Genomic DNA, 23,120 nt, shown 5'->3' on the forward strand with positions numbered 1-23,120 from the left:
TCACAGCCGAGAGGCCCCGTCCCTTCCAGGGGCGGGGCCTCTCGCGTATCTCCCCGCCGAGAACTCACCGAGAGGAACCCTGCCGATGCCCGAGACGGTGAGGCCCGCGCGACCGCACACGGGGCTGACGGACGACGGCCGCCGCCTGGCGCAGGTGCTGACCTACGCCCGCCGCGGGAGCCGGCTCAACGTGACCCAGGCCGAGGTGTGGGAGCGCCGCCGGGACGAGTGGTGGATCCCGGACGCCGCGGCCGACGACCCCGGCTTCCGGGTGGGCGACTGGTTCGAGCGTGAGGCCCCCCTGGTCGTGGAGATCGGCTGCGGAGTCGGGGAGGCGACCGCCGCGCTCGCCGCGGCGCGGCCGGACGCCAACGTGCTCGGGTTCGAGGTGTGGCCCCCCGGGGTCGCCGACACGTTCCTCCGGTGCGAGCAGGTGGGCGCCTCGAACGTGCGGATGGTCAGCGTCGACGCGGTGTGGTCGATGGAGCACCTCCTCGGCGAGAGCAGCGTCAGCGAGCTGTGGACGTTCTTCCCCGACCCCTGGCCGAAGAAGCGGCACCACCGCCGCCGCCTGGTCAACCCCGCCTTCGCGCACCTGGCGGCGACCCGGCTGGTCCCCGCGGCCGTGTGGCGGCTCGCGACGGACTGGCAGGAGTACGCCGACCGGATGGTCGAGGTGCTGTCCGGGGAGGAGCTGCTGGAGAACGTGTACGACGGAGCCGCGCCGCGGTGGGCCGACAGGCCGCTGACCCGGTTCGAGCGGCGCGGGGTCGAGGCCGGCCACGCCATCACCGACCTGACGTTCCGCCGGCGGGCCTGAGTCGTCGCTGAGCCGGCGGGTCGGATCGGCCTCAGTCCCGGCCGAGCAGGGCGGTGACCGCGCCCGCGAACACCTCGGTGTGCCGGTCGACGTCCGCGGCGACGTGGTACGGGGAGAACAGCGCCATGTTGTGGAACGGCGTCAGCAGGACCCCGCGGTTGAGGGCCCACAGGTGCAGGAACGCCTCGAGCTCCTCGTCGACGGCCGCCGCCGCGGCGGCCCCGGAGCGCGGGGGAGGGCAGAACCAGTACTCCGCGCGCGCCCCCAGCTGCTGCACGTGCCAGGGCACGCCGGCCTTCGCGATCACGCCGGCGACGCCGTCGGCCCACGCCGCGGCCAGCGGCACCGCCACCGCGAAGTCCTCCTCGCGCATGGCCGAGGAGAGCGTCGCGCGCACCGCGGCCATCGCGAGGGCGCTGCCGGTGAGCGTCCCGCCGACCCCGGCGACGTCGATCTCGTGCCCGCGCATCTGCGGCTCGAGGCGGTCGGCCAGCTCCTGGCTGACCCCGTACGCCGCCGCCGGGACACCCCCGCCGATCGGCTTGCCCACCACCAGCATGTCCGGGTCCAGGTGCCACGCGCGGGTGCAGCCGCCCGGCCCCGCGCAGAGCGTGTGCGTCTCGTCGACCACGAGCAGCGTGCCGGTGCGCCGGGTCACGTCGCGGACCGCCTCGAGGTAGCCCTCGTCGGGCAGCACGATGCCGATGTTGGTCAGCGCCGGCTCCATCAGCACCGCGGCCACGTCCCCGGGGGCCAGGGCCCGCTCCAGGGCCTCGACGTCGTTGAAGGGGACCACCTTCGTGGTCAGGGCGACGTCGACCTGCGGGCCGAGCGCCCCGGGCCGGGGCACCACCCGGTCCCCGTCGAGCACGGCCAGCGTCTCGTCGACGGTGCCGTGGTAGCACCAGTCCATCACGCAGATCTTCGTGCGGCCGGTGAGGTGGCGGGCGAAGCGCAGCACGAAGCGGTTGGCGTCGGTCGCGGTCATCGCCATCTGCCAGCGGGGGAGGCCGAACCGGCGGGACAGCTCGGCCCCGACCCAGGCCGCGTCCGGGCTCGGCAGCATCGTGGTCAGCCCGTCGAGCGCGCGCCGGTGCACGGCCTCGGCGACCCGGGGGAGCGCGTGCCCGGTCATCGCGCCGGTGTCGCCGAGGCACAGGTCGACGTACTCCCGGCCGTCGACGTCGGTGAACCGCGCCCCGGCCGCGTGCTCGACGAAGAGGGGGAAGGCGCCGGGCCAGCGCGTCATCCACGGCATGGGCACCCCGGCGAGCAGGGAGCCCCCCGCCTCCTCCGCGAGGCGGGCCGAGCCGGGGTGCTCGGCGACGAACCTGTCCTGCTCCTGACGCATCAGCCCCGCGAGGCGCGCACGGTCGACCATGGGGACACGGTAGGGTACGAGCACCAGCGGGGGCGGCGTGCGGCGGTTCACAGCCGCCGGTCCGACGCCGATTTGATATGGCCCCCCGGTCTCTGACAAGATAGTCCGGTTGCTCCGGCGGGGTCGCCGGGGTGCACTGCACACAGCAGGCCAGGACTCGTTTCCGGCCACGAACACGACTGTGTGGGTCGCACCGAACCAGGAGACCCCACTCAGCCCGACAAACCCGTCGGGCGCCACCCTCAACAATGACAGATCGACTTCGGTCTGGCGCGCGTCGCCTCACGCGACACGCCCGACCGCGGGGGTCGGTGGTGGAGCACGGGCGGAGTACTCCTCCCGGAGTGCGACGAGATACTCAGCGGTACACGAGTAGAAGGACGAACTGAGAGCTATGGCGGGACAGAAGATCCGCATCAGGCTCAAGGCCTACGACCACGAGGTGATCGACACCTCGGCGCGCAAGATCGTTGACACGGTCACCCGTACGGGCGCGAAGGTTGCCGGCCCTGTGCCCCTCCCGACCGAGAAGAACGTCTACTGCGTCATCCGCTCGCCCCACAAGTACAAGGACAGCCGCGAGCACTTCGAGATGCGCACCCACAAGCGTCTTATCGACATCATCGACCCCACGCCGAAGACGGTTGACTCGCTGATGCGTCTCGACCTGCCGGCCGGTGTCGACATCGAGATCAAGCTCTGAAGGCCTGAATCCCATGAGCACTTTTGAACGTAACGTCCGCGGGCTGCTGGGCACCAAGCTCGGCATGACCCAGACCTGGGACGAGAACAACCGCGTCGTGCCCGTGACCGTTGTCGCGGCCGGCACCAACGTGGTCACGCAGGTCCGCCGCCCCGAGACCGACGGCTACAACGCCGTCCAGCTCGGCTTCGGTGAGATCGACGGCCGCAAGGTGACCAAGCCCCTCGCCGGGCACTTCGTCAAGGCCGGCGTCACGCCGCGTCGCCACCTGCTGGAGATCCGCACCGCGGACGCCGCGTCGTACTCCGTCGGCCAGGAGGTCAGCCCGGAGCTGTTCGCCGCCGGCGAGGACGTCGACGTCACGGGCACCAGCAAGGGCAAGGGCTTCGCCGGTGTCATGAAGCGCCACGGCTTCCACGGCTCGCGGGCCTCGCACGGTGCGCACCGCAACCACCGTTCGCCCGGCTCCATCGGCGGCTGCGCGACCCCCGGTCGCGTGTTCAAGGGCCTCCGCATGGCCGGTCGCATGGGTGGCGACGTCGTCACCACCCAGAACGTGTCGGTCCACGCCGTCGACGTCGAGAAGGGCCTGATCCTCCTCAAGGGCGCCGTCCCCGGTCCCAAGGGTGGGCTCGTGATCATCCGTTCCGCCGCGAAGGGCAAGGAGGCCGCGCAGTGACTGCGAAGACCGTCCAGGTCGATCTCCCCGCCGAGATCTTCGACGTCCAGGTCAACATCCCGTTGATCCACCAGGTCGTCGTGGCCCAGCAGGCCGCCGCCCGCCAGGGCACGCACGCGGTCAAGAGCCGCGGCGAGGTCCGCGGTGGTGGCCGCAAGCCCTACAAGCAGAAGGGCACCGGTCGCGCCCGTCAGGGCTCGACCCGCGCTCCGCAGTTCGCCGGCGGTGGCGTGGTGCACGGCCCCACGCCGCGCAGCTACGACCAGCGCACCCCGAAGAAGATGAAGGCCGCCGCCCTGCGCGGTGCCCTCTCCGACCGGGCCCGCTCCGGCCGCGTCCACGTCGTCGAGACCTTCGTCTCGGGTGACAAGCCGTCCACCAGGTCGGCGCTGTCCGCCCTGGCCGGTCTCACCGACCGCCCGCGCACGCTCATCGTGCTCGAGCGCGGCGACGACATGACCTGGCTGTCGCTGCGCAACGTGGACACCGTCCACCTGCTCGCCGTGGACCAGCTCAACACCTACGACGTGCTGCTGTCCGACGACGTCGTGTTCACCAAGGGCGCGTACGACGCGTTCGTGGCGGGCGCCCCGAGCGGCAAGTCCGTCAAGGCTGTCGCCACTTCGACCGAGGCTGATGAGGAGGCCGCCAAGTGAGCACCTTTCACAAGGACCACCGCGACGTCCTGATCGCACCTGTGGTGAGCGAGAAGAGCTACGGCCTGCTCGACGCCAACAAGTACACCTTCCTGGTGCACCCGGACGCCAACAAGACCGAGATCAAGATCGCGGTCGAGAAGGTGTTCAACGTCAAGGTCACCTCCGTCAACACCCTCAACCGTCAGGGCAAGACCCGTCGCACGCGTTTCGGTATGGGCAAGCGAGCCGACACCAAGCGCGCGATCGTCAGCCTGGCCGAGGGGCAGCGCATCGACATCTTCGGGGGTCCGGTCTCCTGACCGGGCGGCTGAGGTAGAGGACTGAGAACTCATGGCAATCCGTAAGTACAAGCCGACCACGCCGGGCCGTCGTGGCTCGTCGGTCGCCGACTTCGTCGAGGTGACGCGGTCGACGCCCGAGAAGTCGCTGGTGCGTCCCCTCCCCAAGAAGGGCGGCCGCAACAACCAGGGCCGGATCACCACCCGTCACCAGGGCGGCGGGCACAAGCGCGCCTACCGCGTCGTCGACTTCCGTCGCTACGACAAGGACGGCGTCCCCGCGAAGGTCGCGCACATCGAGTACGACCCGAACCGGACCGCCCGGATCGCGCTGCTGCACTACGCGGACGGCGAGAAGCGCTACATCATCGCGCCGCAGGGTCTGAAGCAGGGCACCCCGGTCGAGGCCGGCCCGAAGGCCGACATCAAGCCCGGTAACAACCTGCCGCTGCGCAACATCCCGGTCGGTACCACGATCCACTGCATCGAGCTCCGCCCCGGCGGCGGCGCGAAGATGGCCCGCTCGGCCGGCAACTCGGCCCAGCTCGTCGCGAAGGAAGGCAGCCGCGCCCAGCTGCGCCTGCCCTCCGGCGAGATGCGCTACGTCGACGTGCGCTGCCGCGCCACCGTCGGCGAGGTCGGCAACGCCGAGCAGTCGAACATCAACTGGGGCAAGGCCGGCCGCATGCGCTGGAAGGGCAAGCGCCCGACCGTCCGTGGTGTCGTCATGAACCCGGTCGACCACCCGCACGGCGGTGGTGAGGGTAAGACCTCCGGTGGTCGTCACCCCGTGTCCCCGTGGGGCAAGCCGGAGGGCCGTACGCGCAAGCGCAAGGCCTCCGACGCCCTCATTGTCCGTCGCCGCAAGTCCGGCAAGCGTCGCTGAGAAAGGGCCTGAGTACAGATGCCACGCAGCCTGAAGAAGGGTCCCTTCGTTGACGACCACCTGATCAAGAAGGTGGACGGACAGAACGACAAGGGCACCCACAACGTGATCAAGACCTGGTCGCGTCGTTCGATGATCGTGCCGGCCATGATCGGCCACACGATCGCCGTCCACGACGGCCGTAAGCACGTTCCCGTGTTCGTGACCGACTCCATGGTGGGTCACAAGCTCGGGGAGTTCGCCCCGACCCGCACCTACCGCGGGCACGTCAAGGACGACCGGAAGAGCCGCCGCCGCTGACGCGGGGGCCCGACGGAAGACGAGAGAGTTTCGAAATGAGCGTTATGGAGCGTAGGCGCGTGAGCGCCCGACGCGAGAGCCTGCTGGGCGACGAGCCCGGTGCTTTCGCCAGCGCACGCTTCGTCCGGATCACCCCGATGAAGGCCCGCCGTGTCGTCGACATGGTGCGCGGTCTGGGTGTGGACGAGGCCCTGGCCCTGCTGCAGTTCGCGCCGCAGGCAGCCAGCGAGACGGTCTACAAGGTCCTTGAGAGTGCAGTCGCCAACGCGGAGGGCACCGAGAACCTCGACCGCAACACCCTGGTCGTCACCAAGGCCACGGTGGACGAGGGCCCGACCATGAAGCGTTGGCGCCCCCGCGCCCAGGGTCGCGCCTCGCGCATCAACAAGCGCACCAGCCACATCACGCTGGTCGTGCAGCCTGTTGCTGCAGAGGCAACCACTACCAAGAAGGGACGGAAGGCCTGATGGGTCAGAAGATCAACCCGAACGGTTTCCGCCTCGGCATCTCCACCGACCACAAGAGCCGTTGGTACGCCGACAAGCTCTACAAGTCGTACGTCGGTGAGGACGTCGCGATCCGTCGCCTGCTGTCGAAGGGCATGGAGCGCGCCGGCATCAGCCGCGTCGAGATCGAGCGCACCCGCGACCGCGTCCGTGTGGACATCCACACCGCGCGTCCGGGCATCGTGATCGGTCGTCGTGGCGCTGAGGCCGACCGCATCCGCGGCGAGCTCGAGAAGCTCACCGGCAAGCAGGTCCAGCTGAACATCCTCGAGGTCAAGAACCCCGAGGTGGACGCTCAGCTGGTCGCCCAGGGTGTCGCCGAGCAGCTGTCGGGTCGTGTGGCGTTCCGCCGCGCGATGCGCAAGGCGATCCAGACCTCGATGCGCTCCGGCGCCAAGGGTGTCCGGATCCAGTGCTCGGGCCGCCTCGGTGGCGCCGAGATGTCGCGCTCGGAGTTCTACCGCGAGGGCCGCGTGCCCCTGCACACCCTCCGCGCGGACATCGACTACGGCTTCTACGAGGCCCGCACCACCTTCGGCCGCATCGGCGTGAAGGTCTGGATCTACAAGGGCGAGGTCGCCGGCACCCGCGCTGAGCGTGAGGCTCAGGCTGCTGCCCGCGCCACCGCTCCCGGCCGTGGCCGCCCCTCGCGCGGCGGCGACCGCCCCAGCCGCGGCAGCCGCGGTGACCGCCCGACCCGTTCGGACCGCGGCACCCGTGCGCCGGAGGCTGCTGCAGCTGAAGTACCGGCTGAGGCCCCCGCGGCCGAGGCCACGACCGGACAGGAGAGCTGAGCGCCATGCTGATGCCCCGTAGGGTCAAGCACCGCAAGCAGCACCACCCCAAGCGGACCGGTGCCGCCAAGGGTGGGACCAAGCTCGCCTTCGGCGACTTCGGTATCCAGGCGGTCGAGGCTCACTACGTGACCAACCGCCAGATCGAGTCCGCGCGTATCGCGATGACCCGTCACATCAAGCGTGGTGGAAAGGTGTGGATCAACATCTACCCCGACCGCCCGCTGACCAAGAAGCCGGCCGAGACCCGCATGGGTTCCGGTAAGGGTTCGCCGGAGTGGTGGATCGCGAACGTCAAGCCCGGTCGCGTCATGTTCGAACTGTCCGGCGTTCCGGAGGACATCGCTCGCGAGGCCATGCGCCGCGCGATGCACAAGCTTCCGATGAAGTGCCGCTTCGTCACCCGCGAGGCAGGTGAATTCTGATGGCTACCACTGCACACGAACTCGACACAATGACCAACGTCGACCTCGAGCAGAAGCTCCGTGAGGCCAAGGAGGAGCTTTTCAACCTCCGCTTCCAGGCCGCCACCGGGCAGCTGGAGAGCCACGGCCGTCTCCGGACGGTCAAGCGCGACATCGCCCGCATCTACACCGTGGTGCGTGAGCGTGAGCTCGGGATCCGCGAGACCCCGGGTACTGAGGACGGTGCCGCATGACCGAGAAGGCGAATGAAGTGACAGAGCGCAGCTACCGCAAGGTCCGTGAGGGCCTGGTCGTCAGCGACAAGATGGAGAAGACCGTCGTCGTCTCCGTCGAGGACCGCGTGAAGCACGCGCTGTACGGCAAGGTCCTGCGTCGCACGAGCAAGCTCAAGGCGCACGACGAGCAGAACCAGTGCGGCATCGGCGACCGGGTCCTGATCATGGAGACCCGTCCGCTGTCGGCCACCAAGCGCTGGCGCGTCGTCGAGGTCCTCGAGAAGGCCAAGTAAACCCCAGCTCTATCCACCACCGAGTTCCACCAGGCTCGGCACCAGCCGAGAACCGGTGTGACAACCAGGAGAAAAACCGATGATCCAGCAGGAGTCGCGACTCAAGGTCGCCGACAACACCGGTGCGAAGGAAATCCTTTGCATCCGTGTTCTCGGTGGCTCGGGTCGGCGCTACGCCGGCATCGGCGACGTCATCGTCGCCACCGTGAAGGATGCGATCCCCGGTGGCAACGTCAAGAAGGGTGACGTCGTCAAGGCCGTCGTTGTGCGGACTGTCAAGGAGCGCCGCCGTCCCGACGGTTCCTACATCCGTTTCGACGAGAACGCAGCAGTGATTCTCAAGAACGACGGGGAGCCGCGTGGTACCCGCATCTTCGGCCCCGTGGGTCGCGAGCTGCGCGAGAAGAAGTTCATGAAGATCATCTCGCTCGCTCCGGAGGTGCTCTGACGATGGCTAAGAAGAAGAACATGAACATCAAGAAGGGCGATGTCGTCCGCGTCATCGCCGGCAAGGACAAGGGCGCCGAGGGCAAGGTCATCTCCGTCCTGGCCGAGCAGGACCGCGTGATCGTCGAGGGTGTCAACCGCATCAAGCGGCACACCAAGGTGGTCAACCAGGGCGGTCGCGCCGGCACGACGGGTGGCATCGTCACCCAGGAGGCGGCCATCCACGTGTCCAACGTGATGCTCCTCGTCGACGCCCCCAAGGGCGGGGACGACAAGGGCAAGGTCACCAGCCGGATCGGCTTCCGCCGGGACGAGGTGACCAAGCGTCGCCCGGACGGCTCGACCTACACCGCGCAGCGCAGTGTCCGCATCGCGCGCAAGTCCGGTGAGGAGATCTGATGACCAGCACCAGCAACGAGGCTCGTGAGATGCCTCGCCTCAAGCAGCGCTACCGCGAGGAGATCCTCCCCGCGCTCCGCTCGGAGTTCGAGTACGCCAACGTCATGCAGGTGCCCGGCCTGACCAAGATCGTGGTCAACATGGGTGTCGGCGAGGCCGCGCGCGACTCGAAGCTGATCGAGGGTGCCGTGCGTGACCTGACCGCCATCACGGGTCAGAAGCCGCAGGTCACCAAGGCCCGCAAGTCCATCGCGCAGTTCAAGCTGCGTGAGGGCATGCCGATCGGCGCGCACGTCACCCTGCGTGGCGACCGCATGTGGGAGTTCCTGGACCGTCTGCTGTCCCTGGCTCTTCCGCGGATCCGCGACTTCCGTGGTCTGTCGCCCAAGCAGTTCGACGGCCGCGGCAACTACACGTTCGGTCTGACCGAGCAGGTCATGTTCCACGAGATCGACCAGGACAGGATCGACCGGTCGCGCGGAATGGACATCACGGTCGTGACTACCGCCACGAACGACGACGAGGGTCGCGCGCTGCTCAAGCAGCTCGGCTTCCCCTTCAAGGAGCAGTGAGACATGGCGAAGACAGCACTGGTCGTCAAGGCCTCGCGCAAGCCGAAGTTCAAGGTTCGCGGTTACACCCGCTGCCAGCGGTGCGGCCGCCCCAAGGCCGTCTACCGCAAGTTCGGTCTCTGCCGCGTGTGCCTTCGCGAGATGGCTCACCGGGGCGAGCTCCCTGGCGTCACCAAGAGCTCCTGGTAAGTCCCTAGCGGCGCACCGGAGCAACCACATTTTTTGTTCGAACGAGATCGCTGAAGGTCGCCCCCCGTCCACGGGCGGGGGAGCGAAACCACGGTGGGAAAGGGCCTTACGGCCATGACGATGACTGACCCGATCGCAGACATGCTCACGCGTCTGCGTAACGCCAACCAGGCGTACCACGACTCGGTGTCGATGCCTTACAGCAAGCTCAAGGCTGGCGTCGCCGAGATTCTCCAGCAGGAGGGTTACATCACCTCCTGGAGCGTGGAGGACGCCCCCGAGGGCCAGGTCGGCAAGACGCTGACCCTCACCCTCAAGTACGGCCAGCACCGGGAGCGCTCGATCGCCGGCGTACGCCGCATCAGCAAGCCCGGTCTGCGCGTGTACGCCAAGGCCACTGGTCTCCCCAAGGTGCTCGGCGGCCTCGGCGTCGCGATCATCTCGACCAGCCAGGGCCTGCTGACCGACCGTCAGGCCAACAAGAAGGGCGTAGGTGGGGAAGTCCTCGCCTACGTCTGGTGACGAAGGACCAGGAGGAGAACTAAGCATGTCGCGTATTGGCAAGCTCCCCATCACGGTCCCGTCCGGTGTCGACGTGGCCGTCGAGGAGCGCACCGTGACCGTCAAGGGCCCCAAGGGGTCCCTGTCGCACACCGTTGCTGCTCCCATCACGGTCGCTCGCGGTGAGGACGGCGCCCTCGAGGTGACGCGTCCCAACGACGAGCGTCTCAGCAAGTCCCTGCACGGTCTCACCCGCACGCTGATCGCCAACATGGTGACCGGCGTGACCACGGGCTACGAGAAGAAGCTCGAGATCGTGGGCGTGGGTTACCGAGTCCTGTCGAAGGGACCGACCCAGCTCGAGTTCCAGCTCGGCTACTCGCACCCGATCACGTTCAACGCTCCCGAGGGCATCACGTTCACCGTGGATGGCCCGACGAGGCTCGGCGTCCAGGGCATTGACAAGCAGTTGGTCGGTGAGGTCGCCGCGAACATCCGCAAGCTGCGCAAGCCCGAGCCTTACAAGGGCAAGGGCGTTCGCTACGCGGGCGAGCAGATCCGCCGCAAGGTCGGAAAGGCTGGTAAGTGATGGCCATCGCACTCAGGTCCGGAAAGCGCACGAGCGCGCGCACCGCGTCGCGCCTGCGTCGTCAGGTCCGTGGCCGCAAGAAGGTCGCGGGCACCGCGGAGCGTCCGCGTCTGGTCGTCACCCGCTCCACGAAGCACATCACTGTGCAGGTCGTGGACGACGTCGTCGGCAAGACCCTCGCCTCGGCGAGCACGATGGAGGCGGACCTCCGCTCCTTCGACGGCGACAAGACCGCCAAGGCTCGACGCGTCGGCGAGCTCGTCGCCGAGCGCGCCAAGTCGGCTGGGGTCGAGGGCGTGGTCTTCGACCGCGCCGGCAACAAGTACCACGGGCGGGTTGCCGCCCTCGCCGATGGCGCCCGTGAGGGCGGCCTCGCGTTCTGATCGCGAACAGACAACAAGAAGGAAGAGGTAGTTCGAATGAGCGGACCCCAGCGCCGTAGTGGCGGTGCCGGTGGCGACCGCCGCGGCAACCGCGACGACCGTCGCGGCGGCCAGGCTGCGGACAAGACCGCCTACATCGAGCGTGTCGTCGCGATCAACCGTGTCGCCAAGGTCGTGAAGGGTGGACGTCGCTTCAGCTTCACCGCCCTCGTGATCGTCGGTGACGGCGACGGCATGGTCGGTGTCGGGTACGGCAAGGCCAAGGAAGTTCCCGCGGCGATCGCCAAGGGTGTCGAGGAGGCGAAGAAGCACTTCTTCAAGGTTCCTCGCATCCAGGGCACGATCCCGCACCCCGTGCAGGGTGAGAAGGCTGCGGGCGTCGTCCTGCTCCGTCCGGCTGCTCCTGGTACCGGTGTCATCGCCGGTGGCCCGGTGCGCGCCGTCCTGGAGTGCGCCGGCATCCACGACGTGCTGAGCAAGTCGCTCGGCTCGTCGAACCAGATCAACATCGTGCACGCGACCGTCGAGGCGCTCCGCTCCCTGGAGGAGCCGGAGGCCGTCGCCGCGCGCCGTGGCCTGTCCGTCGAGGACGTCGCCCCGGCCGCTCTGCTGAAGGCTCGTGCGGAGGTGGCCCAGTAATGGCGCGCTTCAAGGTCGAGCAGAAGCGGTCGACGATCGGCTGCAAGAAGAACCAGCGGGACACCCTGCGCACGCTTGGTCTCAAGCGCATCGGCGACATCGTCGTCAAGGAGGACCGTCCCGAGATCCGTGGGATGCTCCAGACGGTCAGGCACCTGGTCGTCGTCGAGGAGGTCGACTGACATGACGCTCAAACTGCACCACCTGCGTCCTGCCCCCGGGGCCAAGACCGCCAAGACCCGCGTGGGTCGTGGTGAGGGCTCGAAGGGCAAGACCGCCGGTCGCGGCACCAAGGGCACGAAGGCCCGCTACCAGGTTCCGGAGAGCTTCGAGGGTGGCCAGATGCCGCTCCACATGCGCCTCCCGAAGCTGAAGGGCTTCAAGAACCCCTTCAAGGAGGAGTTCCAGGTGGTCAACCTCGACCGCCTGAACGAGCTCTTCCCCGAAGGCGGCACCGTCGGTGTCGCGGACCTCGTGGCCAAGGGCGCTGTCCGCAGCGGCCGGCCGGTCAAGGTCCTCGGTTCCGGCGACATCTCCGTGGCCCTGCAGGTGAGCGCGCACGCGTTCTCCGCCTCGGCCAAGGACAAGATCGCAGCGGCCGGTGGGAGCACCACCGAGCTGTGACCGGGCTTGCCCGAAAGACAGGCTGAACGAGTGCAGGGGCGTGGACGGCGAGAGCCGACTACGCCCCTGTTCTCGCATCCACGGGGGTAACGCGGTACCGGACGGTCCGGGGCTGCGTGCCTGTTAGGCTTCCGGGGTCCTGCTGCAAACAGCCGGATCCCGCACGTGAAGAAAGAGGACCAGGTGCTAGGCGCTTTCGCCAACGCGTTCCGGACGCCGGACCTGCGACGCAAGTTGCTGTTCGTCCTGCTGATCATCGTCATCTTCCGGCTGGGCTCCCAGATCCCGACGCCCGGCGTCCACGTCGCGAACGTCCAGACCTGTTTCCGGCAGCTCGAGAACGACGGCCTCTACGGCCTGATCAACCTGTTCTCGGGTGGCGCGCTGCTGCAGCTGACGATCTTCGCGCTGGGGATCATGCCCTACATCACCGCGAGCATCATCCTGCAGCTGCTCGTCGTGGTGATCCCGCGGCTGGAGACCCTCAAGAAGGAGGGCCAGGCGGGGCAGACCAAGATCACCCAGTACACCCGGTACCTCACGCTCGCCCTGGCGATCCTGCAGGCCACGGGCATCAGCGCCCTGGCCCGCAACCGCACGCTGCTGCAGGGCTGCGACCAGCCGCTGCTGCACAACGAGGACAGCCTGATGACCATGCTCATCATGGTGATCACGATGACCGCGGGCACCGCGGTGATCATGTGGCTCGGAGAGCTCATCACCGACCGCGGCATCGGCAACGGCATGTCCATCCTGATCTTCACGCAGGTCGTGGCGACGTTCCCCGCGTCCCTGTGGGCGGTCAAGACCTCCCAGGACAGCTGGTGGATCTTCGGCACCGTGATCGTGATCGGCCTCGTGCTGGTCGCCGCGGTGATCTTCATCGAGCAGGCGCAGCGCCGGATCCCCGTGCAGTACGCACGCCGGATGGTCGGGCGCCGCATGTTCGGTGGCTCGTCGACGTACATCCCGCTCAAGGTGAACCAGGCCGGCATCATCCCGGTCATCTTCGCCTCGAGCCTGCTCTACCTCCCGGCGCTGGCCGCCCAGTTCGACCAGAGCGGCACCTCGCCGGTCACGAACTTCATCGCGACCTACCTGGTCGGCGGCAGCCACCCGCTCTACATGGCCATCTACTTCGGCCTCATCATCTTCTTCACCTACTTCTACGTGTCGATCACCTTCAACCCTGCCGAGGTGGCCGACAACATGAAGAAGTACGGCGGCTTCATCCCCGGGATCCGGGCGGGTAAGCCGACTGAGGAGTACCTCTCCTACGTCCTGTCCCGCATCACGCTGCCAGGAGCCCTCTACCTCGGACTGATCTCCCTGGTGCCGTTGATCGCCTTCGCGCTGATCAACGCCAACCAGAACTTCCCCTTCGGCGGCACCTCCATCCTGATCATGGTGGGCGTCGCGCTCGACACGGTGAAGCAGATCGAGAGCCAGCTCCAGCAGCGGAACTACGAAGGATTCCTGCGCTGATGAGAATCATCCTGATGGGTCCCCCCGGGGCCGGCAAGGGCACCCAGGCCAAGGTCGTCGCGGCACGGCTCGAGATCCCGGCGATCTCGACCGGCGACATCTTCCGGGCGAACGTCTCCGAGGGGACGCCGCTCGGCCTGGAGGCCAAGCGGTACATGGACGCCGGTGACTACGTCCCCGACGAGGTCACCAACGGCATGGTCCGGGACCGGATCGCCGAGTCGGACGCCCGCAACGGCTTCCTGCTCGACGGCTACCCCCGCACGGTCGCGCAGGTGGCCGAGCTCGACTCGATGCTGGAGAGCTCCGGCCACGCCATCGACGCGGCCGTCGTGCTGACCGTCGACGAGGACGAGCTGGTCCAGCGGCTGCTGACCCGCGCCAAGATCGAGGGGCGCGCCGACGACACCGAGGACGTCATCCGCAAGCGGCAGAACGTCTACAACGAGCAGACCGCCCCGTTGCTCGAGGTGTACGCCGGCCGCGGCCTGCTCGTCGAGGTCGACGGCATGGGCGAGGTCGCCGAGGTCACCGACCGGGTCTTCGCCGAGCTCGACCGGGTCCGCGGCGAAGCCGCCAGCTGAGGGGCGACGTTGTTCAAGGAGCGCGGCATCGAGATCAAGTCGCCCGAGCAGATCGACAAGATGCGGGTGGCCGGTCTGGTCGTGGGGGAGACCCTCGAGCTGCTGCGTCGCTCGGTCAAGGCCGGGATGACCACCCTCGAGCTCGACGAGATCGCCGAGGACAACATCCGGTCCTCCGGCGCCACCCCGTCGTTCAAGGGCTACCACGGGTTCACCGGGAGCATCTGCGCCTCGGTGAACGACGAGGTGGTGCACGGCATCCCCGGTGACCGGGTGATCGCCGAGGGCGACATCGTGTCCATCGACTGCGGCGCGATCGTCGACGGCTGGCACGGCGACGCCGCCATCACCGTCGCGGTCGGCCCCGTCGGCGACGACGCGCTCGACCTGATCCGGGTCACCGAGGAGGCGATGTGGCGGGGGTTCGCCGCCGCGTCGCTCGGCGGCCGGGTCACCGACATCTCGCACGCCGTCGAGTCCTACGTCCGCAGCCAGGGCGACTACGGCATCGTCGAGGACTACGTGGGCCACGGCATCGGCTCGGCCATGCACCAGCCGCCGAACGTGCCGAACTTCGGCCGGCCGGGCAAGGGCCCCAAGCTGGTCGAGGGCCTCGCGCTCGCGGTCGAGCCGATGGTGGTGCTCGGCGACCAGGCCACCTACCTGCTGGGCGACGACTGGACGGTCAAGACCGACGACGGCTCGCTCGCCGCGCACTTCGAGCACTCGTTCACGCTGACCCCGCAGGGCGCGTGGATCCTCACCGCCCTCGACGGGGGAGAGGCGAAGCTCGCCGAGCTCGGCGTCCCGTTCGGCGGCCGCTGAGCCACGGCGCCGCGGCGGCGACCGGACGGACGCCGCCGATTACCGTTCCGGGGCCTTCTTGGCCTAGACTTGTACGTCGGCCCAACGTGGGCCTGTTTCGTGGTGCCCTGCGGCTGCCCAGCACGTCCTGCGCCTGCTCGTGAGAGCGGGAGCGTCGTGTCCGGGATGGGGTGCCCGGCCGGGTCCGACGAGGTCCACCCGCCGCTCGCAGGAGCGGCCGGGAGGTTCGCGGGCCACGGTAGACCAGTCATCAACAGATTGCGGAGGACATGCCGAAGAAAGAAGGCGTGATCGAGATCGAGGGCACGGTTGTCGAAGCTCTCCCGAACGCTATGTTCCGGGTCGAGCTGAGCAACGGGCACAAGGTCCTCGCCCACATCAGCGGCAAGATGCGTCAGCACTACATCCGTATCCTCCCCGAGGACCGAGTCGTCGTCGAGCTCTCGCCGTACGACCTCACCCGGGGACGGATCGTCTACCGGTACAAGTAACACCCCGAGAGATCGGGCTGCCAGCCGTCCACATGACCTGCCCCGCCCGCGGGTGTCCGGGTCGTTCACATGGAAGAGCTTCGAACATGAAGGTCAACCCGAGCGTCAAGAAGATCTGTGACAAGTGCAAGGTGATCCGTCGCCACGGCCGCGTCATGGTGATCTGCGAGAACCCTCGCCACAAGCAGCGCCAGGGCTGAGCCCCGGCGCCGTCCGAGGCTCACCCCTCCGGGCGCACCAGCACCGCTGGTGACCACAACTGAACACAGCAGGGCCCGGATCCCACGGGCCCACCAATCGTGACCGCTCGCCACCCCGCCGTCGTACGACGTGCAGGAGGGCGTGACCCCCGGACTGGAGGCCGGGGCCTGAGGTCGGTACAGCCGAGGCGGGCTGTACGGGACGCAGGACGCGGCACGAACAGACACCTCCAACGAACCGAAGGGACACCGCCTTACATGGCACGCCTCGTTGGTGTGGACCTCCCGCGCGACAAGCGCATCGAGGTCGCACTCACCTACATCTACGGCATCGGCCGTACCCGCGCCCAGCAGCTCCTGGCCTCCACGGGGGTCAGCCCGGACCTGCGCGTCCACCAGCTGGGTGACGAGGAGCTGGTCAAGCTCCGTGACGAGATCGAAGCCAACTTCAAGATCGAGGGTGACCTCCGTCGCGAGGTCCAGGCCGACATCCGTCGCAAGATCGAGATCGGCAGCTACCAGGGCCGCAGGCACCGTCAGGGCCTGCCCGTCCGCGGTCAGCGCACCAAGACCAACGCGCGTACCCGCAAGGGCCCCAAGCGCACCGTCGCCGGCAAGAAGAAGGCCAAGTGATCCCTGGTCTCGACCGGTCCGCCCCGCGGGCCCCGAAGACCAGCGCAGATCGCTGACCGACTTCCTCAGATCACGCTTACACCAGCAATCCTCAGGAGTAATTGAATGCCTCCCAAGAGCCGTCAGGCTGCCGGCGCCAAGAAGGTGCGTCGCAAGGAGAAGAAGAACATTGCTCAGGGCGAAGCCCACATCAAGAGCACGTTCAACAACACGATCGTCACGATCACCGACCCCACCGGCGCGGTGATCTCGTGGGCCTCGGCCGGCACCGTCGGCTTCAAGGGCTCGCGCAAGTCCACCCCGTTCGCCGCGCAGATGGCAGCCGAGGCTGCTGGTCGTCGGGCGATGGAGCACGGCATGAAGAAGATCGACGTCTTCGTCAAGGGCCCGGGCTCGGGCCGCGAGACGGCGATCCGGTCCCTCGGTGCGATCGGCCTCGAGGTCGGCACCATCGCGGACGTCACGCCCACGCCCCACAACGGATGCCGGCCGCCCAAGCGCCGTCGCGTCTGATCCCCGACCCCAGCGAATCTAAGGAGATTTCCTAACCATGGCCCGTTACACCGGACCCATGACGAAGAAGTCGCGCCGTCTGGGTGTCGACCTCGTCGGTGGCGACCAGGCTTACGAGCGTCGTCCCTACCCGCCCGGCCAGCACGGCCGCGGCCGCATCAAGGAGAGCGAGTACCTCCTCCAGCTTCGTGAGAAGCAGAAGGCGCGCTTCACCTACGGTGTGCTCGAGAAGCAGTTCCACAACTACTACGCGGAGGCCTCGCGTCGTGCCGGCAAGACCGGTGACAACCTCCTGCAGATGCTCGAGTGCCGCCTCGACAACGTGGTCTACCGCGCCGGGTTCGCCCGCACGCGTCGCCACGCGCGTCAGCTCGTCGTGCACGGCCACTTCAAGGTCAACGGCAAGAAGGTCGACATCCCGTCGTTCCAGGTCAGCCAGCACGACGTGATCGACGTACGCGAGAAGTCCCTCGAGATGACCCCGTTCATCGTGGCTCGTGAGACCCACGGCGAGCGGAACGTCCCGGCCTGGATGGAGTCCCTGCCGAACCGGATGCGGGTGCTGATCCACCAGCTCCCGGTCCGCGCGCAGATCGACGTCCCGGTCCAGGAGCAGCTCATCGTCGAGTACTACTCGAAGAAGTAGTACCGACACCTCTCCACTCCTCTTGAGTTCGAGTCCGTCAAATAGCGGGTGGGCTCGGAAAGGAAAAACAAGTGCTTATCGCTCAGCGCCCGACCCTGTCGGAAGAGGTCGTCGACGAGTTCCGTTCGCGGTTCGTGATCGAGCCGCTGGAGCCCGGCTTCGGCTACACGCTCGGCAACTCGCTGCGCCGTACGCTGCTGTCCTCGATTCCTGGCGCCTCGGTGACCAGCATCAAGATCGACAGCGTGCTGCACGAGTTCTCGACGATCGAGGGTGTCAAGGAGGACGTCACCGAGGTCATCTTGAACCTCAAGGACCTCGTGGTCTCCTCCGAGCACGACGAGCCGGTCACCATGTACCTGCGCAAGCAGGGCCCCGGTGACGTCACCGCGGGAGACATCGCGCCCCCGGCCGGCGTCGAGGTGCACAACCCCGACCTGAAGATCGCCACCCTGAACGACAAGGGCAAGCTCGAGATGGAGCTCGTCGTCGAGCGGGGCCGTGGCTACGTCAGCGCGGTGCAGAACAAGGCCGGCGACCTCGAGATCGGCCGCATGCCGGTCGACTCGATCTACAGCCCGGTCCTGAAGGTCACCTACAAGGTCGAGGCCACCCGAGTCGAGCAGCGCACCGACTTCGACCGTCTGGTCATCGACGTCGAGACCAAGGCGTCGATCCGTCCCCGTGACGCGATCGCCTCCGCGGGCAAGACCCTCGTCGAGCTGTTCGGCCTGGCCCGGGAGCTCAACGTCGAGGCCGAGGGCATCGACATCGGGCCCTCGCCGGTCGACGAGCAGCTGGCCGCGGACCTCGCCCTCCCGGTCGAGGACCTGCAGCTGACCGTCCGCTCGTACAACTGCCTCAAGCGCGAGGGCATCCACACCGTGGGTGAGCTCATCTCGCGCTCGGAGCAGGACCTGCTCGACATCCGCAACTTCGGCGCCAAGTCCATCGACGAGGTCAAGGCGAAGCTCGTGGAGATGGGCCTCGCGCTCAAGGACAGCGCGCCGGGCTTCGACCCGCAGGCTGCCCTCGCGGCGTACGAGGACGACGACGACTCGTTCGTCGAGGACGAGCAGTACTGATCCACCCGCCGGCCGCGGCAGGCTCCTTCCGGGAGCCTGCCGGGACCGGCACCCTTTGTGAGATCCCCTCTACCCGGGTACCTGGTACGGCTCGGGAGAATCGAGAAGAGACATGCCTACCCCCAAGAAGGGTGCCCGCCTCGGCGGCAGCCCGGCGCACCAGAAGCTGATCCTCGCGAACCTCGCGACGGCCCTCTTCGAGCACGGTCGGATCACGACGACCGAGGCCAAGGCGCGCGTGCTGCGTCCGGTGGCCGAGCGTCTGATCACCAAGGCAAAGGCCGGTGACCTGCACGCCCGTCGCCAGGTCCTCCGGACCATCCGCGACAAGGGTGTCGTGCACACCCTCTTCGAGGAGATCGGCCCGCGCTTCGCCGAGCGTCCCGGTGGCTACACCCGGATCACCAAGATCGGTCCGCGCAAGGGCGACAACGCCCCCATGGCGGTCATCGAGCTGGTGACCGAGGAGTACGTCGCCAAGGCGAAGACCGTGCGCACCGAGACCCCGGCCGCGGCTGCTCCGGCTGCCCCTGCCGACTCCGAGGCCCCGGCCGAGGAGACCGAGGTCGAGGCCGCCCCCGGCACCGAGGAGCCGGCCGAGCAGGCCGCGTCCGAGGACGCTCCCGGCGACACCACCGTCGAGGAGCCGGCCGAGGCCGACGAGGACGCCAAGTCCTGACGCCACATCGCAGCTCCGCAAGGGCCCGTCACCGACTCCGGTGGCGGGCCCTTGCGCATGCCGGGGCCCCGGTCGGTCTCGGTGGGCCCGATCGTGGCGCGACGTGCACACGTGTGCCGTTGTGACACGGTTCGGGGCACGGACGGTGCCGCAACGGCACACGTGTGCCGCTGTGACGACGGCGCTCGCCTCCGCCCCCAGAGCGTGGGGGTGCGTGACGGTCAGCGGGTGGCGTCGGACCAGGCCCGCTCGACCAGGCGCAGCGCCTCGTCGGCGTTCAGGCCGAGGCGCCGTACGGCGGTGACGTAGTCGGTCGCCGCGGCCCGGGCGGCCGTTGCCGTGTCGGTCCGCCCGTCGACCACGCCGGAGCGGACGAAGGTGCCCTTGCGGCCCTGGGTCACGATCACCCCGTCGGCCTCGAGCTCGCGGTAGGCGCGGGCCACGGTGTTCACCGCGAGGCCGAGGTCGGCCGCGGTCTGCCGCACCGTGCCGAGCCGGCTGCCGGGCTCCAGGTCGCCCGCGGCCACCTGCGCGGCGACCTGCGCGCGCAGCTGCTCGAACGGCGGCACGGCGGAGGCGGCGTCGATGGTGATGCGATCCATGTCTGAGAAGATACGCAGCGTGCGCCTGCGACTCGACCTTGCCTACGACGGCGCGGAGTTCCACGGGTGGGCCGCACAGCCGTCGCTGCGCACCGTGCAGGGCACCCTGGAGGCCGCGCTCGCGCAGGTGCTCCGGGTCGAGCGGGCGCCGCTGACCTGCGCCGGCCGCACCGACACCGGCGTCCACGCCCGGGGCCAGGTGGCCCACCTCGACGTCGACGAGGACGCGCTGGCCGCGAGCGCCGGCCGCAGCAGCCTGCCGCCGGCGCCGGCACTGGTACGCCGGCTGAACGGGATCCTCCCCGCGGACGTCCGGGTGCACCGGGTGCGGGAGGCGCCGGCGGGCTTCGACGCGCGGTTCTCCGCGGTGTGGCGGCGCTACGCCTACCGGATCGCCGACGCCCCGCACCTGGTGGACCCGCTGGTGCGCGGGCACGTGCTGGCCTGGCCGCGCGAGCTCGACGTCGACGCGATGAACGGCGCGGCCGCCCGGCTGACCGGCGAGCACGACTTCGCCGCCTTCTGCAAGAAGCGGGAGGGTGCCACGACGATCCGCACCCTGCTCGACCTGTCCTGGGCCCGCGACACGCGGGGGCTGGCCGTGGCGACGGTGCGCGCGGACGCGTTCTGCCACAACATGGTGCGCTCGCTGGTCGGCTGCATGATCGCGGTCGGCGAGGGGCGCCGCGAGCCCGGCTGGGCCCACGACGTGCTGGCCCGGGGCGAGCGCGACGGGGGAGTGACGGTGGTGCACGCTCACGGGCTGACCCTCGAGGAGGTCGCCTACCCGGCCGACGACGAGCTCGCCGCGCAGGCGGCCGCGGCCCGCGTGGTGCGCACCCTGCCCGCCGCGCGGCCCGTACACCACGCCCGGCCGGCCGAGGAGCCCGCGGATGGATGACCACTACTTCTCCGCCGACCCGGCGGTGCCGTTCAAGCGCGCCCCGGTGGCGGCGTCGGTCTGGGGCCGCGACCTGGAGCTGACCTCCGGGTCCGGGGTGTTCGCCCAGGGCAGGCTCGACGTCGGCACCGCGGTGCTGTTCCGGGAGACCGTCCCGCCCACCCGGGCCAGTGCCGTCCTCGACCTCGGTTGCGGCTACGGCGTGATCGGCCTCGCCGTCGCCGCCTGCGTGCCCGGCGCCCGGGTGTGGGCGGTCGACGTCAACGAGCGGGCGGTGCTACTGGCCAACGAGAACGCCGCCGCCCTCGGGGTCGCCGACCGGTACACCGCGGTCACCCCCGACGCGGTGCCCGCGGACGTGGCCTTCGACGAGATCTGGTCCAACCCGCCGATCCGGGTCGGCAAGCAGGCCCTGCACGAGCTGCTGCTCACCTGGCTGCCCCGGCTCACTCCCGAGGGACGCGCGGTGATGGTGGTGGGCAAGAACCTCGGCGCGGACTCCCTGCAGCGCTGGCTGAGGGAGCAGGGGTACCCCACCGAACGGGTCGCGAGCGCCAAGGGCTTCCGGGTCCTGGAGACCAGGCGAGGGCGGTGAGCCAGGACCTTCCCGTCTGACCGGAACAAAACTTCCCGCGCAGGTCAACGCGAGACGGGGTCCGCTCCGTCTCAGGGGTGAGAATGTCGAGGCACCGAGGGGGACCCATGCGCAGGAGCGAGACCGAGTTCGCGGCCTTCGTGGTCGCGCGCCGGCCACAGCTGCGTCGCATCGCGTACACGTTGTGCGGTGACTGGCACCAGGCCGAGGACCTGGTGCAGACGGCCCTCGCGAAGCTGTACGTCGCCTGGCCGCGGCTGCACAAGGCCGGGGCCGAGGAGGCCTACGCCCGCCGGATCATCGTGCGGGCGAACATCGACGAGTCGCGGCGGCCGTGGCGGCGGGAGCGGCCCGGGGTCGAGCACCACGACCGGCCGGTGGCGGCGGACCACTCCGAGGACGACCGCTCGGAGCTCGTGCGGGCGCTCCAGCAGCTTCCCCCGATGCAGCGGAAGGTAGTCGTGCTCCGGCACTGGCTGGACCTGTCGGTGGAGGAGACCTCCCGGGAGCTCGGCATCTCGACCGGAACCGTCAAGAGCCACACGTCGCGCGGGCTGGCGGCCCTGCACGTGCTGCTCAGCGCCGAGCGCGTGGAGTCGAGGAGCAACCGATGAACGACCAGCAGCAGATGGACCCTGCCGAGCTCGGCGAGCGGCTGCACCGGGCCTTCGGGGCCGAGCCCCCGCACGACCCCGTCGCCGCCGACCTGGCCCGGGGGAGGAGACGGCTGCGCCGCCACCGCGCCTCCGTCGCCCTGGGCGGTCTCGCCGTCGCGACGGTGGTCTCCGGCGCGGCGCTGGCCGTGCCGGGCGTGCTCCCCCGCGCCACGGACGTGGGACCGGCCGCCGGGGGCAGATGAGCGACCGCGAGATCGTCGCCACCTGCATGCGCAAGGAGAACGTGCTGCACCTCGACGCCCGGGGGCGCAGCGTCTCCGAGGAGGCCGCGCTGCGGCTGCTCGGGGAGCCGAGGCTGATGACCACCGCCGCGACCGACCTCCGCACCGAGGCGACGCTGCTGTCGGACGACGGCGGGTTCTGGGGGCGGTGCCAGTTCGCGAACCGGCCGGAAGCCGGGGTGAAGAACGCGATGGGCGTCTTCGCGACCGACGTGAGCCGGGGTGCCGAGCCCGCCGGGAACGCCGCCCACGAGCAGGTGGTGGCGACCCACGAGGGGGACGGCGAGGCGACCCCGCAGCTCGAGGTGCCGTGCCTCGGCTACCTGAGCGACGGCGACCGGGCCGCGACCGACGCGCGCTGCCCGGAGTTCACGATGTACTGGAACGACCGGCGCCCCGCCGAGGTGGCCGCCGTCCGGATCGTCACGCCGGACGGGGTGTCGACCTGGGCGGACGTGCGGCGCGGTTACCTCTCGTTCGCCTACACCGGCGACATGACGCCCCGGCTCGCGGCGCAGGTCGCGCGGGGGGACGAGCCGGGCGCGCGGCGGGTCGTGTTCTACGACGAGGCCGGCGAGGTCCTGGTCGACGACCGGGACCCCGGGCAGGTCCCCGCCGACGGCGGGCTCTCGATCCTGGACTTCCCGTCCCTGGCCGGGTGGCTCCCCTGACCACGCTGGGCGTCGTCGCCGGCCGGGCGG

General features: G+C 69.2%; 39 protein-coding genes. 37 read left to right on the forward strand and 2 right to left on the reverse strand.

Annotated elements, in window-relative coordinates; all coding sequences use genetic code 11:
* Window positions 1-85 precede the first annotated feature (85 nt).
* A complete protein-coding gene (gene trmB, locus K1X13_RS07950) occupies window positions 86-820 on the forward strand; it encodes a tRNA (guanosine(46)-N7)-methyltransferase TrmB (protein WP_221024388.1) in 735 nt (244 codons plus the stop codon).
* Between the two features lie 31 nt (window positions 821-851).
* On the opposite strand, the gene K1X13_RS07955 is transcribed toward trmB, so the two are convergent.
* Window positions 852-2,201 carry an aspartate aminotransferase family protein gene (locus K1X13_RS07955; protein ID WP_221024389.1) on the reverse strand — a complete coding sequence of 450 codons (1,350 nt, stop codon included), beginning with the start codon at window positions 2,199-2,201 and terminating at the stop codon, window positions 852-854.
* 394 nt (window positions 2,202-2,595) lie between these two features.
* On the opposite strand from K1X13_RS07955, the gene rpsJ reads away from it, so the two are divergent.
* The 31 genes from rpsJ (at window position 2,596) to rplQ (ending at window position 19,423) form a co-directional block, all read left to right on the forward strand.
* The gene (rpsJ, locus tag K1X13_RS07960; RefSeq protein ID WP_008360994.1) at window positions 2,596-2,904 is read left to right on the forward strand and encodes a 30S ribosomal protein S10; all 309 of its coding nucleotides are present in this window, start codon (window positions 2,596-2,598) and stop codon (window positions 2,902-2,904) included.
* A 13-nt stretch (window positions 2,905-2,917) separates the two neighbouring features.
* Complete coding sequence (gene rplC / locus K1X13_RS07965; protein ID WP_221024390.1) at window positions 2,918-3,583, forward strand: 50S ribosomal protein L3; 666 nt, start codon at window positions 2,918-2,920, stop codon at window positions 3,581-3,583.
* Window positions 3,580-4,239, forward strand: a complete 660-nt coding sequence (gene rplD, locus K1X13_RS07970; protein WP_221024391.1) for a 50S ribosomal protein L4, sunset domain variant — start codon at window positions 3,580-3,582, stop codon at window positions 4,237-4,239. Before rplC ends, rplD begins: the two co-directional genes overlap by 4 nt.
* Complete coding sequence (gene rplW / locus K1X13_RS07975; protein WP_221024392.1) at window positions 4,236-4,541, forward strand: 50S ribosomal protein L23; 306 nt, start codon at window positions 4,236-4,238, stop codon at window positions 4,539-4,541. Before rplD ends, rplW begins: the two co-directional genes overlap by 4 nt.
* A 31-nt stretch (window positions 4,542-4,572) precedes the next feature.
* Window positions 4,573-5,406 carry a 50S ribosomal protein L2 gene (gene rplB, locus K1X13_RS07980; RefSeq protein WP_221024393.1) on the forward strand — a complete coding sequence of 278 codons (834 nt, stop codon included), beginning with the start codon at window positions 4,573-4,575 and terminating at the stop codon, window positions 5,404-5,406.
* An 18-nt stretch (window positions 5,407-5,424) separates the two neighbouring features.
* Entirely contained in the window at window positions 5,425-5,706 is a 282-nt protein-coding gene (rpsS, locus tag K1X13_RS07985; RefSeq protein WP_221024394.1) for a 30S ribosomal protein S19, read from the forward strand.
* A gap of 35 nt (window positions 5,707-5,741) precedes the next feature.
* Window positions 5,742-6,173, forward strand: a complete 432-nt coding sequence (gene rplV / locus K1X13_RS07990) for a 50S ribosomal protein L22 (RefSeq protein ID WP_221024395.1) — start codon at window positions 5,742-5,744, stop codon at window positions 6,171-6,173.
* A complete protein-coding gene (rpsC, locus tag K1X13_RS07995; protein ID WP_221024396.1) occupies window positions 6,173-7,006 on the forward strand; it encodes a 30S ribosomal protein S3 in 834 nt (277 codons plus the stop codon). Before rplV ends, rpsC begins: the two co-directional genes overlap by 1 nt.
* 5 nt (window positions 7,007-7,011) lie before the next feature.
* Window positions 7,012-7,431, forward strand: coding sequence for a 50S ribosomal protein L16 (rplP, locus tag K1X13_RS08000; protein WP_221024397.1), 420 nt, complete (start codon window positions 7,012-7,014; stop codon window positions 7,429-7,431).
* Complete coding sequence (gene rpmC, locus K1X13_RS08005; RefSeq protein ID WP_221024398.1) at window positions 7,431-7,664, forward strand: 50S ribosomal protein L29; 234 nt, start codon at window positions 7,431-7,433, stop codon at window positions 7,662-7,664. Before rplP ends, rpmC begins: the two co-directional genes overlap by 1 nt.
* Window positions 7,661-7,939, forward strand: a complete 279-nt coding sequence (rpsQ, locus tag K1X13_RS08010) for a 30S ribosomal protein S17 (RefSeq protein ID WP_221024399.1) — start codon at window positions 7,661-7,663, stop codon at window positions 7,937-7,939. The genes rpmC and rpsQ overlap by 4 nt, the downstream gene beginning before the upstream one ends.
* 79 nt (window positions 7,940-8,018) lie before the next feature.
* Window positions 8,019-8,387, forward strand: coding sequence for a 50S ribosomal protein L14 (gene rplN, locus K1X13_RS08015; RefSeq protein ID WP_011757324.1), 369 nt, complete (start codon window positions 8,019-8,021; stop codon window positions 8,385-8,387).
* A 2-nt stretch (window positions 8,388-8,389) separates the two neighbouring features.
* Window positions 8,390-8,785, forward strand: a complete 396-nt coding sequence (gene rplX, locus K1X13_RS08020; RefSeq protein WP_221024400.1) for a 50S ribosomal protein L24 — start codon at window positions 8,390-8,392, stop codon at window positions 8,783-8,785.
* Complete coding sequence (gene rplE, locus K1X13_RS08025) at window positions 8,785-9,357, forward strand: 50S ribosomal protein L5 (RefSeq protein ID WP_221024401.1); 573 nt, start codon at window positions 8,785-8,787, stop codon at window positions 9,355-9,357. Before rplX ends, rplE begins: the two co-directional genes overlap by 1 nt.
* Window positions 9,358-9,360: 3 nt before the next feature.
* Window positions 9,361-9,546: a type Z 30S ribosomal protein S14 gene (locus K1X13_RS08030; protein WP_221024402.1), complete on the forward strand. Its 186-nt coding sequence runs from the start codon at window positions 9,361-9,363 to the stop codon at window positions 9,544-9,546.
* A 114-nt stretch (window positions 9,547-9,660) separates the two neighbouring features.
* A complete protein-coding gene (gene rpsH / locus K1X13_RS08035; protein ID WP_221024403.1) occupies window positions 9,661-10,068 on the forward strand; it encodes a 30S ribosomal protein S8 in 408 nt (135 codons plus the stop codon).
* 25 nt (window positions 10,069-10,093) lie between these two features.
* Window positions 10,094-10,636 (forward strand): 50S ribosomal protein L6, encoded by a 543-nt coding sequence (gene rplF / locus K1X13_RS08040; RefSeq protein ID WP_221024404.1) that lies wholly within the window; start codon window positions 10,094-10,096, stop codon window positions 10,634-10,636.
* On the forward strand, window positions 10,636-11,019 hold the full coding sequence (gene rplR, locus K1X13_RS08045; protein ID WP_221024405.1) for a 50S ribosomal protein L18: 384 nt from the start codon (window positions 10,636-10,638) through the stop codon (window positions 11,017-11,019). Before rplF ends, rplR begins: the two co-directional genes overlap by 1 nt.
* Before the next feature lie 36 nt (window positions 11,020-11,055).
* Entirely contained in the window at window positions 11,056-11,658 is a 603-nt protein-coding gene (gene rpsE / locus K1X13_RS08050) for a 30S ribosomal protein S5 (RefSeq protein ID WP_221024406.1), read from the forward strand.
* The gene (gene rpmD / locus K1X13_RS08055) at window positions 11,658-11,840 is read left to right on the forward strand and encodes a 50S ribosomal protein L30 (protein WP_221024407.1); all 183 of its coding nucleotides are present in this window, start codon (window positions 11,658-11,660) and stop codon (window positions 11,838-11,840) included. The genes rpsE and rpmD overlap by 1 nt, the downstream gene beginning before the upstream one ends.
* Before the next feature lies 1 nt (window position 11,841).
* Window positions 11,842-12,282 carry a 50S ribosomal protein L15 gene (gene rplO / locus K1X13_RS08060; RefSeq protein ID WP_221024408.1) on the forward strand — a complete coding sequence of 147 codons (441 nt, stop codon included), beginning with the start codon at window positions 11,842-11,844 and terminating at the stop codon, window positions 12,280-12,282.
* A 183-nt stretch (window positions 12,283-12,465) separates the two neighbouring features.
* Entirely contained in the window at window positions 12,466-13,767 is a 1,302-nt protein-coding gene (gene secY, locus K1X13_RS08065; RefSeq protein WP_221024409.1) for a preprotein translocase subunit SecY, read from the forward strand.
* Window positions 13,767-14,351, forward strand: a complete 585-nt coding sequence (locus K1X13_RS08070; RefSeq protein WP_221024410.1) for an adenylate kinase — start codon at window positions 13,767-13,769, stop codon at window positions 14,349-14,351. Before secY ends, K1X13_RS08070 begins: the two co-directional genes overlap by 1 nt.
* Window positions 14,352-14,360: 9 nt before the next feature.
* Entirely contained in the window at window positions 14,361-15,176 is an 816-nt protein-coding gene (gene map / locus K1X13_RS08075) for a type I methionyl aminopeptidase (protein ID WP_221024411.1), read from the forward strand.
* A 269-nt stretch (window positions 15,177-15,445) separates the two neighbouring features.
* Window positions 15,446-15,667: a translation initiation factor IF-1 gene (gene infA, locus K1X13_RS08080; protein WP_011757309.1), complete on the forward strand. Its 222-nt coding sequence runs from the start codon at window positions 15,446-15,448 to the stop codon at window positions 15,665-15,667.
* A gap of 86 nt (window positions 15,668-15,753) precedes the next feature.
* Window positions 15,754-15,867: a 50S ribosomal protein L36 gene (rpmJ, locus tag K1X13_RS08085; protein ID WP_008361054.1), complete on the forward strand. Its 114-nt coding sequence runs from the start codon at window positions 15,754-15,756 to the stop codon at window positions 15,865-15,867.
* Window positions 15,868-16,125: 258 nt separating this feature from the next.
* Complete coding sequence (rpsM, locus tag K1X13_RS08090) at window positions 16,126-16,500, forward strand: 30S ribosomal protein S13 (RefSeq protein WP_221024412.1); 375 nt, start codon at window positions 16,126-16,128, stop codon at window positions 16,498-16,500.
* Window positions 16,501-16,605: 105 nt separating this feature from the next.
* Complete coding sequence (gene rpsK, locus K1X13_RS08095) at window positions 16,606-17,013, forward strand: 30S ribosomal protein S11 (RefSeq protein ID WP_221024413.1); 408 nt, start codon at window positions 16,606-16,608, stop codon at window positions 17,011-17,013.
* A 37-nt stretch (window positions 17,014-17,050) separates the two neighbouring features.
* Window positions 17,051-17,659 carry a 30S ribosomal protein S4 gene (rpsD, locus tag K1X13_RS08100; RefSeq protein WP_221024414.1) on the forward strand — a complete coding sequence of 203 codons (609 nt, stop codon included), beginning with the start codon at window positions 17,051-17,053 and terminating at the stop codon, window positions 17,657-17,659.
* Between the two features lie 71 nt (window positions 17,660-17,730).
* Entirely contained in the window at window positions 17,731-18,744 is a 1,014-nt protein-coding gene (locus tag K1X13_RS08105) for a DNA-directed RNA polymerase subunit alpha (protein ID WP_221024415.1), read from the forward strand.
* A gap of 112 nt (window positions 18,745-18,856) precedes the next feature.
* Window positions 18,857-19,423 (forward strand): 50S ribosomal protein L17, encoded by a 567-nt coding sequence (gene rplQ, locus K1X13_RS08110; RefSeq protein WP_221024416.1) that lies wholly within the window; start codon window positions 18,857-18,859, stop codon window positions 19,421-19,423.
* Between the two features lie 221 nt (window positions 19,424-19,644).
* On the opposite strand, the gene K1X13_RS08115 is transcribed toward rplQ, so the two are convergent.
* Entirely contained in the window at window positions 19,645-20,025 is a 381-nt protein-coding gene (locus tag K1X13_RS08115; RefSeq protein WP_221024417.1) for a GntR family transcriptional regulator, read from the reverse strand.
* Here K1X13_RS08115 and truA point away from each other — a divergent pair.
* The 5 genes from truA (at window position 20,024) to K1X13_RS08140 (ending at window position 23,090) form a co-directional block, all read left to right on the forward strand.
* Entirely contained in the window at window positions 20,024-20,926 is a 903-nt protein-coding gene (truA, locus tag K1X13_RS08120; protein ID WP_225914551.1) for a tRNA pseudouridine(38-40) synthase TruA, read from the forward strand. The genes K1X13_RS08115 and truA overlap by 2 nt on opposite strands.
* Entirely contained in the window at window positions 20,919-21,521 is a 603-nt protein-coding gene (locus K1X13_RS08125; protein ID WP_221024418.1) for a class I SAM-dependent methyltransferase, read from the forward strand. Before truA ends, K1X13_RS08125 begins: the two co-directional genes overlap by 8 nt.
* Before the next feature lie 107 nt (window positions 21,522-21,628).
* Window positions 21,629-22,135, forward strand: coding sequence for a SigE family RNA polymerase sigma factor (locus K1X13_RS08130; RefSeq protein WP_221024419.1), 507 nt, complete (start codon window positions 21,629-21,631; stop codon window positions 22,133-22,135).
* A complete protein-coding gene (locus K1X13_RS08135; protein ID WP_221024420.1) occupies window positions 22,132-22,380 on the forward strand; it encodes a hypothetical protein in 249 nt (82 codons plus the stop codon). The genes K1X13_RS08130 and K1X13_RS08135 overlap by 4 nt, the downstream gene beginning before the upstream one ends.
* On the forward strand, window positions 22,377-23,090 hold the full coding sequence (locus K1X13_RS08140; RefSeq protein ID WP_221024421.1) for a hypothetical protein: 714 nt from the start codon (window positions 22,377-22,379) through the stop codon (window positions 23,088-23,090). Before K1X13_RS08135 ends, K1X13_RS08140 begins: the two co-directional genes overlap by 4 nt.
* Window positions 23,091-23,120 lie beyond the last annotated feature (30 nt).

The sequence above is a fragment of the Nocardioides jiangsuensis genome (assembly GCF_019679455.1).
Classification (GTDB): domain Bacteria; phylum Actinomycetota; class Actinomycetes; order Propionibacteriales; family Nocardioidaceae; genus Nocardioides_C; species Nocardioides_C jiangsuensis.

Coding starts and splice junctions, on each gene's coding strand:
- trmB (WP_221024388.1), top strand. CDS start 86: ATGCCCGAGACGGTGAGGCCCGCGCGACCGCACACGGGGCTGACGGAC.
- K1X13_RS07955 (WP_221024389.1), bottom strand. CDS start 2,201: ATGGTCGACCGTGCGCGCCTCGCGGGGCTGATGCGTCAGGAGCAGGAC.
- rpsJ (WP_008360994.1), top strand. CDS start 2,596: ATGGCGGGACAGAAGATCCGCATCAGGCTCAAGGCCTACGACCACGAG.
- rplC (WP_221024390.1), top strand. CDS start 2,918: ATGAGCACTTTTGAACGTAACGTCCGCGGGCTGCTGGGCACCAAGCTC.
- rplB (WP_221024393.1), top strand. CDS start 4,573: ATGGCAATCCGTAAGTACAAGCCGACCACGCCGGGCCGTCGTGGCTCG.
- rpsS (WP_221024394.1), top strand. CDS start 5,425: ATGCCACGCAGCCTGAAGAAGGGTCCCTTCGTTGACGACCACCTGATC.
- rplV (WP_221024395.1), top strand. CDS start 5,742: ATGAGCGTTATGGAGCGTAGGCGCGTGAGCGCCCGACGCGAGAGCCTG.
- rpsC (WP_221024396.1), top strand. CDS start 6,173: ATGGGTCAGAAGATCAACCCGAACGGTTTCCGCCTCGGCATCTCCACC.
- rplP (WP_221024397.1), top strand. CDS start 7,012: ATGCTGATGCCCCGTAGGGTCAAGCACCGCAAGCAGCACCACCCCAAG.
- rpmC (WP_221024398.1), top strand. CDS start 7,431: ATGGCTACCACTGCACACGAACTCGACACAATGACCAACGTCGACCTC.
- rpsQ (WP_221024399.1), top strand. CDS start 7,661: ATGACCGAGAAGGCGAATGAAGTGACAGAGCGCAGCTACCGCAAGGTC.
- rplN (WP_011757324.1), top strand. CDS start 8,019: ATGATCCAGCAGGAGTCGCGACTCAAGGTCGCCGACAACACCGGTGCG.
- rplX (WP_221024400.1), top strand. CDS start 8,390: ATGGCTAAGAAGAAGAACATGAACATCAAGAAGGGCGATGTCGTCCGC.
- rplE (WP_221024401.1), top strand. CDS start 8,785: ATGACCAGCACCAGCAACGAGGCTCGTGAGATGCCTCGCCTCAAGCAG.
- K1X13_RS08030 (WP_221024402.1), top strand. CDS start 9,361: ATGGCGAAGACAGCACTGGTCGTCAAGGCCTCGCGCAAGCCGAAGTTC.
- rpsH (WP_221024403.1), top strand. CDS start 9,661: ATGACGATGACTGACCCGATCGCAGACATGCTCACGCGTCTGCGTAAC.
- rplF (WP_221024404.1), top strand. CDS start 10,094: ATGTCGCGTATTGGCAAGCTCCCCATCACGGTCCCGTCCGGTGTCGAC.
- rplR (WP_221024405.1), top strand. CDS start 10,636: ATGGCCATCGCACTCAGGTCCGGAAAGCGCACGAGCGCGCGCACCGCG.
- rpsE (WP_221024406.1), top strand. CDS start 11,056: ATGAGCGGACCCCAGCGCCGTAGTGGCGGTGCCGGTGGCGACCGCCGC.
- rpmD (WP_221024407.1), top strand. CDS start 11,658: ATGGCGCGCTTCAAGGTCGAGCAGAAGCGGTCGACGATCGGCTGCAAG.
- rplO (WP_221024408.1), top strand. CDS start 11,842: ATGACGCTCAAACTGCACCACCTGCGTCCTGCCCCCGGGGCCAAGACC.
- K1X13_RS08070 (WP_221024410.1), top strand. CDS start 13,767: ATGAGAATCATCCTGATGGGTCCCCCCGGGGCCGGCAAGGGCACCCAG.
- infA (WP_011757309.1), top strand. CDS start 15,446: ATGCCGAAGAAAGAAGGCGTGATCGAGATCGAGGGCACGGTTGTCGAA.
- rpmJ (WP_008361054.1), top strand. CDS start 15,754: ATGAAGGTCAACCCGAGCGTCAAGAAGATCTGTGACAAGTGCAAGGTG.
- rpsM (WP_221024412.1), top strand. CDS start 16,126: ATGGCACGCCTCGTTGGTGTGGACCTCCCGCGCGACAAGCGCATCGAG.
- rpsK (WP_221024413.1), top strand. CDS start 16,606: ATGCCTCCCAAGAGCCGTCAGGCTGCCGGCGCCAAGAAGGTGCGTCGC.
- rpsD (WP_221024414.1), top strand. CDS start 17,051: ATGGCCCGTTACACCGGACCCATGACGAAGAAGTCGCGCCGTCTGGGT.
- rplQ (WP_221024416.1), top strand. CDS start 18,857: ATGCCTACCCCCAAGAAGGGTGCCCGCCTCGGCGGCAGCCCGGCGCAC.
- truA (WP_225914551.1), top strand. CDS start 20,024: ATGTCTGAGAAGATACGCAGCGTGCGCCTGCGACTCGACCTTGCCTAC.
- K1X13_RS08115 (WP_221024417.1), bottom strand. CDS start 20,025: ATGGATCGCATCACCATCGACGCCGCCTCCGCCGTGCCGCCGTTCGAG.
- K1X13_RS08125 (WP_221024418.1), top strand. CDS start 20,919: ATGGATGACCACTACTTCTCCGCCGACCCGGCGGTGCCGTTCAAGCGC.
- K1X13_RS08130 (WP_221024419.1), top strand. CDS start 21,629: ATGCGCAGGAGCGAGACCGAGTTCGCGGCCTTCGTGGTCGCGCGCCGG.
- K1X13_RS08135 (WP_221024420.1), top strand. CDS start 22,132: ATGAACGACCAGCAGCAGATGGACCCTGCCGAGCTCGGCGAGCGGCTG.
- K1X13_RS08140 (WP_221024421.1), top strand. CDS start 22,377: ATGAGCGACCGCGAGATCGTCGCCACCTGCATGCGCAAGGAGAACGTG.